General features: G+C 46.3%; 9 protein-coding genes and 4 tRNA genes. 5 read left to right on the top strand and 8 right to left on the bottom strand.

Annotated features, from left to right (window positions below; translation table 11 throughout):
* Window positions 1-342: 342 nt before the first annotated feature.
* From FTT63_RS14215 to FTT63_RS14205, 4 genes are read left to right on the top strand one after another with little or no spacing between them, the layout of a single operon-like run.
* On the top strand, window positions 343-759 hold the full coding sequence (locus tag FTT63_RS14215) for a YfiR family protein (protein ID WP_228288741.1): 417 nt from the start codon (window positions 343-345) through the stop codon (window positions 757-759).
* Window positions 752-895 (top strand): hypothetical protein, encoded by a 144-nt coding sequence (locus FTT63_RS15830; protein WP_160242843.1) that lies wholly within the window; start codon window positions 752-754, stop codon window positions 893-895. Before FTT63_RS14215 ends, FTT63_RS15830 begins: the two co-directional genes overlap by 8 nt.
* The gene (locus FTT63_RS14210; RefSeq protein ID WP_127800466.1) at window positions 892-1980 is read left to right on the top strand and encodes a sensor domain-containing diguanylate cyclase; all 1089 of its coding nucleotides are present in this window, start codon (window positions 892-894) and stop codon (window positions 1978-1980) included. Before FTT63_RS15830 ends, FTT63_RS14210 begins: the two co-directional genes overlap by 4 nt.
* 7 nt (window positions 1981-1987) lie before the next feature.
* The gene (locus FTT63_RS14205) at window positions 1988-2467 is read left to right on the top strand and encodes an OmpA family protein (protein WP_005179945.1); all 480 of its coding nucleotides are present in this window, start codon (window positions 1988-1990) and stop codon (window positions 2465-2467) included.
* Between the two features lie 133 nt (window positions 2468-2600).
* Here the strand turns inward: FTT63_RS14205 and FTT63_RS14200 are convergent.
* The 8 genes from FTT63_RS14200 to secA form a co-directional block, all read right to left on the bottom strand.
* Window positions 2601-2677, bottom strand: a tRNA-Pro gene (locus FTT63_RS14200).
* 18 nt (window positions 2678-2695) lie between these two features.
* Window positions 2696-2771, bottom strand: a tRNA-His gene (locus tag FTT63_RS14195).
* Between the two features lie 34 nt (window positions 2772-2805).
* A tRNA-Arg gene (locus FTT63_RS14190) sits at window positions 2806-2882 on the bottom strand.
* Between the two features lie 41 nt (window positions 2883-2923).
* Window positions 2924-3000, bottom strand: a tRNA-Pro gene (locus FTT63_RS14185).
* A gap of 154 nt (window positions 3001-3154) precedes the next feature.
* Window positions 3155-4222 carry a quinolinate synthase NadA gene (gene nadA / locus FTT63_RS14180; protein ID WP_127800468.1) on the bottom strand — a complete coding sequence of 356 codons (1068 nt, stop codon included), beginning with the start codon at window positions 4220-4222 and terminating at the stop codon, window positions 3155-3157.
* A 144-nt stretch (window positions 4223-4366) separates the two neighbouring features.
* Window positions 4367-5587: a bifunctional glutamate N-acetyltransferase/amino-acid acetyltransferase ArgJ gene (argJ, locus tag FTT63_RS14175; protein ID WP_127800470.1), complete on the bottom strand. Its 1221-nt coding sequence runs from the start codon at window positions 5585-5587 to the stop codon at window positions 4367-4369.
* 159 nt (window positions 5588-5746) lie between these two features.
* Complete coding sequence (locus tag FTT63_RS14170; RefSeq protein WP_005179954.1) at window positions 5747-6100, bottom strand: hypothetical protein; 354 nt, start codon at window positions 6098-6100, stop codon at window positions 5747-5749.
* A gap of 157 nt (window positions 6101-6257) precedes the next feature.
* Complete coding sequence (gene secA, locus FTT63_RS14165; protein WP_005179958.1) at window positions 6258-8975, bottom strand: preprotein translocase subunit SecA; 2718 nt, start codon at window positions 8973-8975, stop codon at window positions 6258-6260.
* A gap of 340 nt (window positions 8976-9315) precedes the next feature.
* On the opposite strand from secA, the gene FTT63_RS14160 reads away from it, so the two are divergent.
* Window positions 9316-9945, top strand: a complete 630-nt coding sequence (locus tag FTT63_RS14160; protein ID WP_127800474.1) for a peroxiredoxin — start codon at window positions 9316-9318, stop codon at window positions 9943-9945.
* The last annotated feature ends 112 nt before the right edge of the window (window positions 9946-10057 follow it).

Here is a 10057-nt window from a genome sequence, read left to right as displayed (position 1 = left end):
GAACTCAACCATTTTAGCTAAATCCTTGTTTATCAACAAGTTTTTATCAACATCACCGCCGATGGATGTGCATTATAGAGCAAATAAAACCTGACGCAACCCCTATTTTTAATTATTTTGGGAAATATATCTTAACTGTATTTTTTATGATCAATTTCAGGTTTTTCAGTTTATTTTTTATCCTTTTCTTTCATTTTTATTTTAGTTAGACTGCGGCCATAATTTTATTTTTAACTTTTTATAAAAATGCCTTCTCTCCCCTTACACAAAACACTGTGTTTTTTGCTGTGTTTATGTTTGCACCCTGCCCATGCCAATAGCCCAACCGCTGGTACACCCCAAATGATGTATGCCATTTTAAGTTATGCCAAATGGGAGCAAAACACGCCGAATATTTGTATTGTGAATAATCCGGCGCTAGCACAACAATTTAAAAGCCAGCGTAGCGCACAGCATGTTTATAAAATCAGCCCACTACAATTAGACGATTTAAAACAGACCAGTTGTCAGGCCATTGTCTTTTCTAACCTAAGCCCGCGTGAAGAACAGAATATTCTGAACAATGCAGTGCGTTATCCCGCCTTAAGCATTAGCACTACCAATTCAGCCTGTGAACTGGGCAGTGTCTTTTGCCTTTACCAGAAGAAAAATCAGCAGTATTCATTTAGGGTGAATATGCAAAGTCTGACGCAATCGCAGGTACATATTGACCCCCGGGTATTATTACTGGGTAAAAACGGGGGCCTAAAGCATGAATAAGCCCAAAGCAGTATCGCTACGACGTATTTTCCGTTCCTACCAGCTGGTGATTTTTATTCTGACCTTTGGTTTATGCCTAGGTATTTTTTGTGTGGTGTCTAATTACACCCTGGAAGTTATGCCAAACAGAGTTTGAGTATTTTATCCGGTTCTCTGGCAGAGCGGATTCAGCCCGCTGTGGTCTTTCATGACACCTATACAATTCAGAAGATTCTGACTGAATATGCCGAGCAATATCCGATTCATTCGATTCAAGTCATCGCAACCAATGGTGAGGTCCTGTCGACCATTCATCATCATCAAAATGCGTTACCGTTTATTCAGTATTTACTGGACTGGCTGTATTTTCGTGAGCCAGTGACAGTCGAGATTCAGCATCAGCAGCAAAATTTTGGACAACTGGTGGTCTATGGCAATGCCTCCACCCATGTCAGTTTTTTCTATACCATTCTACTGGCGCTGACCATTAGCTTTATTTTACTGCTGGCCTCACTGTTCTGGTCGGCAAATGCGGTTTACCGACATTTGATGAAAGCGGTCAATCCACTGGTACAGACCACCCAGACCATCAGCACCAATAAAAATTATCAGCTACGCCTGCCCTCGTCTGAAATTTCTGAGTTTCAGGAAATTAATCGCGTGGTAAATGAACTGCTGGACAAAATTGAAGCCTCAACCCGGGCCCTGCAACATGAAAATCATCAATTGTCGCATCAGGCCCGTCATGATGGACTGACCCAACTTCCTAATCGTGAATATTTCCATCAAATGCTGGCACAGAGTTTTGCCCAAGGTACGCAAGACAGCATTGCCCTGCTGTTTATTGATAACGATAACTTTAAAGAAATTAATGATCGCCACGGCCATGCCGCCGGTGATGCCGTGCTGCTGGAAATGGCCAAACGCTTGCGCCAAGCGTTAAACCAGCATGATTTTATGTCCCGCCTCGGTGGTGATGAGTTCGCAATTATTGTAAAAAATATTGAAGATCATCATGATTTAATTAGAATAAGTGAAAATTTACTCCACTGCTGTCGCCAGCCTTTAATTTTTAATCATCATCCTATTTATTTCAGTTTTAGTATTGGCATCGCACTCGCGCAGTCAGCATCATCTCCTGAAATGCTGATCAATAATGCAGATATGGCCATGTATAAGGCCAAGCAGCTCGCACAACACTGGTACATTTTTGCAGAGCACGGGCGCATGGCCAAAGGTTAGTTTATTCATGTTAAAACATATTTTTAAAACTGCTTGTCTGCTGCTTGCACTGACTACCCTCAGTGCCTGCATGAGTCTGGGGCAGCTCAATTACAAACAGGCCCGCATGCTCAAGCAGGAAGGTTTTAGCCTGACCAGCGAGGGCTGGAGCTTAAGCCTACCAGAAAAACTGCTGTTCGGTTTTGATCAGGCCGAGATCCAGGCACACAACCAGCAAGCTTTACAGCAACTCTCAAGCAAGTTGCTGAAATATAAACTGGATAAAGTCAAAATTATTGGACATAGCGACAATGTCGGTGACCTGGCCTATAACCTTAAGCTGTCCGGAGAACGTGCTGAAAATGTCGCACAAATTTTTATGCAACAAGGTTTTCGACCAGTGAATTTACAGGTAATTCCTCGCGGTGCAGAACAGCCGCTGGTACCAAACACCTCTCCTGAAAACCGGGCGATGAACCGTCGTGTAAATGTGGTGATTGTGCCTTAAGTATTTTGCTACTTTGTAGAATCAGCCTCTTGCAGAGGCTTTTTTTATGGGGAGATTTTATCAGCAGACTTAAATTTCAGGCATAAAAAAACCGCTTAACGCGGCATCTTTTATCTTTCAACTTTAGGGAAATTGGTCGGAGCAGTAGGATTCGAACCTACGACCCCCTGGTCCCAAACCAGGTGCACTACCAGGCTGTGCTATGCTCCGATTTTCAACTTTAAAAGTTGGGGTGAATGACGGGATTCGAACCCGCGACAACTGGAATCACAATCCAGGGCTCTACCAACTGAGCTACATCCACCATCAATTAGTTCTACAATACCAAGCCACCAAAATGGCGCGCCTGACAGGATTCGAACCTGTGACCATCCGCTTAGAAGGCGGATGCTCTATCCAACTGAGCTACAAGCGCTTAACCGATGATACCAAAAACACATCGTTGCCTTGAGAAATTGGTCGGAGCAGTAGGATTCGAACCTACGACCCCCTGGTCCCAAACCAGGTGCACTACCAGGCTGTGCTATGCTCCGTTTCATCTCAGCTTTTCGTGTATCGCACATCGTGCGGTACGGTGTGCATTCTAGGCGCGACGCCCGTGGACGTCAACACCTATCTTTAAAAAAATATGAAAAATCTCTTCAACCGCTTATTTATCAAGCATTTTAGACATTTTTCAATCAATTTTTAGCGTTTTAGCTGCGCACTGAAGTTTAACATGCGATCGAGCGGTAATTTGGCGCGTTCTGCCAGCGTAGGATCAACAAAAATTTCCTGATCACCCTGCTGTAAAACCTGCAAAATCCCATCTAGTTCGTTCATAGCCATCCACGGGCAATGCGCGCATGAACGACAGGTCGCGCCTTCACCGGCGGTCGGCGCTTCCACCAGAATCTTGTTCGGTACCGCCTGCTGCATTTTGTAGAAAATCCCGCGGTCGGTCGCCACAATTAAACGCTCATGTGGCAAAGTCTGGGCAGCCTTGATCAATTGCGAGGTACTGCCGACTGCATCAGCAATATCCACCACCGATTCTGGTGATTCTGGATGCACCAGCACCGCTGCATCCGGATAAAGCGCTTTCATTTGTGCAATCCCGCGGGCACGGAATTCTTCATGCACGATACAGGCACCATCCCAGAGTAGCATGTCTGCGCCCGTTTTTTTCTGGATATAACGACCCAAATGCTGATCCGGTGCCCAGATAATTTTTTCACCCAGGCTATCGAGATGCTCGACAATTTCAACCGCACAGCTTGAGGTTACCACCCAGTCGGCACGGGCTTTCACAGCAGCCGAGGTGTTGGCATACACCACTACGGTATGATCAGGATGGGCATCGCAGAATTGGGTAAATTCATCTACCGGGCAGCCCAGGTCGAGTGAACAGGTGGCTTCCAGCGTCGGCATCAGCACTGTTTTCTCAGGTGACAGGATTTTGGCGGTTTCGCCCATAAATTTCACCCCGGCCACCACCAGGGTTGACGCTGCATGATCACGACCAAAACGTGCCATTTCCAGTGAATCCGATACACAACCACCCGTCAGCTCTGCCAGCTCTTGCACTTCAGGATCGCAATAATAGTGTGCCACCAGTACTGCATCACGTTTTTTAAGTTCGGCCTGAATTAAGGCAAATTTGGCCTGCTTGGCTTCTTCAGTTAAATGATTTTCTTTCGGTTCACCCAAACGGTCTAAATGCGCCTGCACAATCGACTTTGCTTCATTGGCAATTAAAATGGTCGCATCATTCATAACAACGTCTTCTCTATCGAAATGCTTGTTTGCACAAGCAGTTACATCAGCAATTGGTCAGTGTCAGCGCTTGACCAATCATTAAAAATACAGCGTTGTAAAAAAGCCTCACAACGGAGGCTTTTTCAGAAATACATCAGGGACTTAAGAACGGTAGTCTGCATTAATCTTGACATAATCATAAGATAAATCGCAGGTATAGACGGTATCTTGAGCCTGGCCACGACCTAAATCTACACGAATGGTCATTTCCTGCTGCGCCATGACACGTGCGCCGGCTTCTTCGGTATAGTCCGCTGCGGCGCCGCCATCTTTACAGATTTGTACATCATCTAACCAAACCTGAATTTTTTCAACGTCTAAATTTGGCACGCTCGCATAACCAATGGCCGCCAGAATACGGCCCCAGTTTGGATCTGAGGCAAAAATAGCGGTTTTTACTAGCGGTGAATGAGCAATACTGTAAGCAATATCGCAACATTCCTGGGTATTTTGTCCACCTTCGACTGCAACGGTAATAAATTTGGTCGCGCCTTCACCATCACGCACAATCAGCTGCGCCAGACGTGTCATCACCCGGGTTAAAACCTCTAATACTACGGCATAACGCGGATCTTCGGTCGAGCTAATTTCTGTACCACCGGCTTGGCCAGTTGCAATGAAGATACAGGAGTCATTGGTTGAGGTATCGCCATCGACAGTGATGCGGTTAAACGAGACATTAACCGTACTACTCAACAGTTGCTGTACCAGTTCACGGCTGATTGGAGCATCAGTGGCCACATAACCAAGCATGGTCGCCATATTCGGGCGAATCATGCCGGCACCTTTAGAAATACCGGTCATGGTATAAGTGATGCCATCCAGTTCAAACTGCTCAGATGCACCTTTCGGTGTGGTATCTGTGGTCATAATACCGCGGGCAGCGTCGTCCCAGGCATCGGCACGCAAGCTGTCTAAGGCCGGTTGTAAACCCGCAGTTAAACGCTCAATTGGTAACTGCTCGCCAATCACACCAGTAGAAAACGGCAATACTTCGGCGGTCTGTACACCCGCCAGTTCAGCCAGCTTGGCACAGGTTGCTGCTGCATTTTGCATACCGGTTTTACCGGTTCCGGCATTAGCATTGCCGGTGTTAATCACTAAATAGCGTGGATTACCCGCCTGCAGATGCGCTTTACAGATATGCACAGGTGCTGCACAAAAGGCGTTTTGGGTAAACACACCGGCGACATTGGCGCCTTCGGCCAGTTCAAAAATAACAAGGTCACGTCGGTTCTTATAACGAACATAGGCTTCTGCTGTCCCAATTCTCACCCCTTTGACCACATGCATCTGTGGCATAGAAACGTCACCTACTGCCATTTTTAAACGTCCAACTAGTTAATAATTCAGTGTGCACAGCTTAGAACAAAATCAGGAAAAAATCGAGCAGAACCCATCATCCACAAAATTGTGGCCAGACTCAACTGCCGTGCAATAAAAAACCAGCCCGCAGGCTGGTTAGTGTTGTGTGCTTGATCCTTAGTTTTTGGCCAGTTGCGCAGCTTCGTTTAATAAAGCCTGTTTGGCTTTTTGCTGGCTTTCTGCAGACAGGGCCGGGTTAGAAGCAACAATGCGGTCGGCATTGGCAGCATTGGCCGGAGCAATGGCTGCAGTCTGGAGCACAATCGGACGTTTATTCGGGTTGGCAAAGGTATAACGGATACCGGTACGTGGGCTTGCAACCGTCACCTGGTCATTATTGACCACTGCTTGGGTGGTGCTTACACCGACTGCGGCCTGAACTTTTGCCGGCGTGGTGGTTTGGGTATTGGCAAAAGCCAAAGCAGGCGTTGCTAAAGCAACAATCAGTAAAGGTTGTAATACTTTTTTCATTGTGTTTTCCACTTTTCGGTGTGCAATGTGCAACTAAATACCATTTAATTTCCTGCACTGCAATCTGTATTCACATCTTGCAAAACTATTCAAACACTTAGCGGAATAAAAAAAAGCAGAATCGAAATTCTGCTTTTTGCGAGATGTTTTGAATGGCTTAGATTTTGCCGTGGCACTGTTTGTATTTCAGACCTGAACCACATGGACATGGTGAATTACGGCTTGCCGGTGGCGTAAACACCGTTTCGGTTGGGGTTGTCTGCTGCGCATCGGCTTCGAAAGTTTCACCGGTCAGACTGTCCACATCGGCATGAGACAGATTCAGCTGCATCGCCTCGGCTTGTGCCTGTTTCTGTGCTTCAAGTTCAGCCAGTTCTTCAGCTGTTGGTACGTGTACGCGAGACAAGTCAGTCACGACATCAGACTTGATCACAGCGAGCATGTTCACAAACAGGTTAAAGGCTTCTTTCTTGTATTCCTGCTCCGGATTCTTTTGCGCATAACCACGTAAATGAATGCCTTGACGCAAGTAATCCATTGCCGCCAGATGGTCTTTCCAGTGACGATCCAGCGAGTTGAGCATAAAGTGACGCTCCAGCATGGCTGCAGATTCATCACCCATTTGCTGACGGCGGCTGTTATAACGAGCCACCAGCTCATCAGAAATACGTTCGACCAGACCTTCTTCATCCAGACGGCGATCTTCTTCTAACCATTGGTTAATTGGCAGATCTAAAGCCAGATCTTCACGTAACGCCTGCTCCAGACCGTCAATATCCCACTGATCATGAATCGACTCTGGTGGTACATAGTTGGCAATCACGCCCTGAATCACTTCACGGTGCATTTCTTCGATGTAATCTTGCAATGAGTTTGCGGCAAGAATTTCATCACGCTGTGAGTAAATAATCTTACGCTGTTCATTGTTGACGTCATCGTATTTCAACAGGTTCTTACGGATATCGAAGTTACGTGCTTCAACTTTGCGCTGGGCATTTTCAATCGAACGCGACACCATTTTGTGTTCAATGGCTTCATCTTCTTTCAGGCCCATGGCACGCATCATGGCCACCACACGATCACCGGCGAAAATACGCATCAGGTCATCTTCAAGTGACAGATAGAAACGCGACACACCCGGGTCACCCTGACGACCGGCACGACCACGCAGCTGGTTATCAATACGGCGTGATTCATGGCGTTCAGAACCAATAATATGCAAACCGCCTGAGGCCAGTACCGCTTCGTGGTTCTGGTCCCATTCTTCTTTCAGACGTTGTTCATCTTCAGGTGTCGGGTTTTCAATTTTGGCCAGCAGAGCTTTCCAGTTACCACCGAGCAGAATATCGGTACCACGACCCGCCATGTTGGTGGCAATGGTCACCGCACGTGGTGCACCGGCTTGGGCAATAATATCGGCTTCACGTTCATGCTGTTTGGCGTTCAGAACTTCGTGATGAATACCGGCCTCTTTCAGTTTATCCGAGAGGATTTCTGAGGCTTCAATGGTGGCGGTACCGATCAGGATCGGCGCGACACCGGACTCCTGCACGCGCAGGATTTCCTGAATAATCGCGTTGTATTTGCCTTCACGATTTAAATAGATTAAATCGTTATGGTCCTGACGGATCATTGGACGGTGGGTTGGAATAATTACCACATCCAGACCATAAATTTCTTTCATTTCTGCCGCTTCAGTATCGGCAGTACCGGTCATACCGGACAGTTTTTTGTACAGACGGAAGTAGTTCTGGAAGGTGGTGGTGGCCAGAGTCTGGTTTTCAGGCTGGATTTCCAGACCTTCTTTGGCTTCAACTGCCTGATGCAGACCTTCAGACCAGCGACGACCCGGCATGGTACGGCCGGTGTTTTCATCGACAATAATCACTTCACCATCATGGATGATGTAATGCACATTGCGCTGATACAGGAAATGGGCACGAATGGCCGCAGACACGTGATGTACCAGATTCAGGTTGGAAGCAGAATACAGGCTTTCCCCTTCTGCCAGCAGACCCATCTGAATCAGTTCATTTTCTACGGTTTCATAACCGACTTCAGTCATTTCAACCGAACGCTGTTTTTCATCAATCCAGAAGTGACCGCCATCTGGCACTTTCTCTTCTTTTTGCGGATGCAGTTTAGGCGGAATGGTATTAATCGCCGCATACAGCTGTGATGAGTCTTCGCTCTGACCCGAGATAATCAGCGGGGTACGTGCTTCATCAATCAGGATCGAGTCGACCTCATCGATAATGGCATAGGTCAGGCCACGCTGCTTTTTCTCTGCCAGCGAGAACACCATGTTGTCACGCAAATAGTCGAAACCAAATTCGTTGTTGGTTCCGTAAGTAATATCGGCACGGTAAGCTTGCGCTTTTTCGGTCGGGTCCTGCATCGAATAAATAATGCCGATGCTTAAACCCAGAAATTCAAAGAGTGGACGGTTGAGTTCGGCATCACGCTGCGCCAGGTAGTCGTTCACGGTAATCACGTGTACGCCTTCACCACTTAAGGCATTCAGGTAACAGGCCAAAGTCCCCATTAAGGTTTTACCTTCACCGGTACGCATTTCTGCAATTTTACCTTCGTGCAGGGTAATACCACCAATCAGCTGTACATCATAATGGCGCATGCCCATGACCCGTTTCCCGGCTTCACGGCAGACTGCAAACGCTTCTGGCAATAACTTATCTAGACTTTCGCCCTTGTTATATCGTTGTTTGAATTCTTCGGTTTTTGCAGATAAGTCTGCATCGCTTAAGGCTGATATCGTCGGCTCGAGCGCATTAATCTTGTCTACGATTTTACGCATGCGTTTGAGTTCGCGCTCATTTTTGGTACCGAAGATTCCTCCGATCAGACTTGCCAACATGAATAGACTCTCTAAATCTTGCTTGTCAAAAGAATAATTTGTTCTCAGTCGTTATTATGGTGCTAGAAATTTGAAGTACAAGGGTTTTGCACACAACCCATCAAAAAATTCTGATGATTTCTATCCGTACAGCGAAGCTAAGGCAAAATAATGTAGCAAATTTTAATCGGATGATATAGTCAAAGCATGACAATATGACTGCATGTTTTTTCAGCATTTCATGCAACTACTTATTCCATATATTCATAAAGAATTACAAAAAAAAGTATTTTCAATGCTAAAAGAATTGCGCCATAGTCAATTCCATCCCCCAATACAACAACGATATGAGGCAGTTAAAATGAGTTTACGATTAGGCGATACCGCACCCGACTTTACTCAGGAATCAAGCGAAGGCACCCTGAACTTTTATGAATTTCTGGGCGACAGCTGGGGCATCCTGTTTTCACATCCTGCCGACTACACCCCGGTCTGCACCACCGAACTGGGCTATACCGCAAAACTCAAACAGGAATTTGAAAAACGTGGCGTCAAGGCCATTGCCCTGTCGGTCGATGATGTCGAGTCACACAAAGGCTGGATTAATGACATTAACGAAACCCAGAACACCAGCGTGAATTTTCCGATTATTGCCGATCAGGACCGTAAAGTATCGACGCTATATGATTTTATCCATCCCAATGCCAGCGAAACCCTGACGGTACGCTCCCTGGTAATTATCGACCCGAATAAAAAAGTGCGTTTAATTATTACCTATCCGGCCTCTACCGGACGTAATTTCCATGAAATTTTACGCGTGGTCGATTCCCTGCAACTGACCGACAACTATAAAGTGGCCACCCCGGCCAACTGGCAAGAGGGTGAAGATGTGGTGATTGTGCCTTCACTGCAAGATGAAGCCGAATTAAAACAGCGTTTCCCGAAAGGCTATACTGCAGTAAAACCGTACCTGCGTTTAACCGTTATTTAAAACCTACTCAAACCTACTCAATGTGGGTTTGATGTTTAATTCCTACTTCACCATCAAGAACCTAAAGCATTTGCTTTAGGGATTACCTCAATTCCATAGGCTGTCACGGTGT

The organism is Acinetobacter sp. C15 (genome assembly GCF_013420645.1).
GTDB lineage: Bacteria > Pseudomonadota > Gammaproteobacteria > Pseudomonadales > Moraxellaceae > Acinetobacter > Acinetobacter indicus.
The sequence above is the reverse complement of the archived record's forward strand: the minus strand, read 5'-3'. Positions and strand labels throughout refer to the sequence as shown.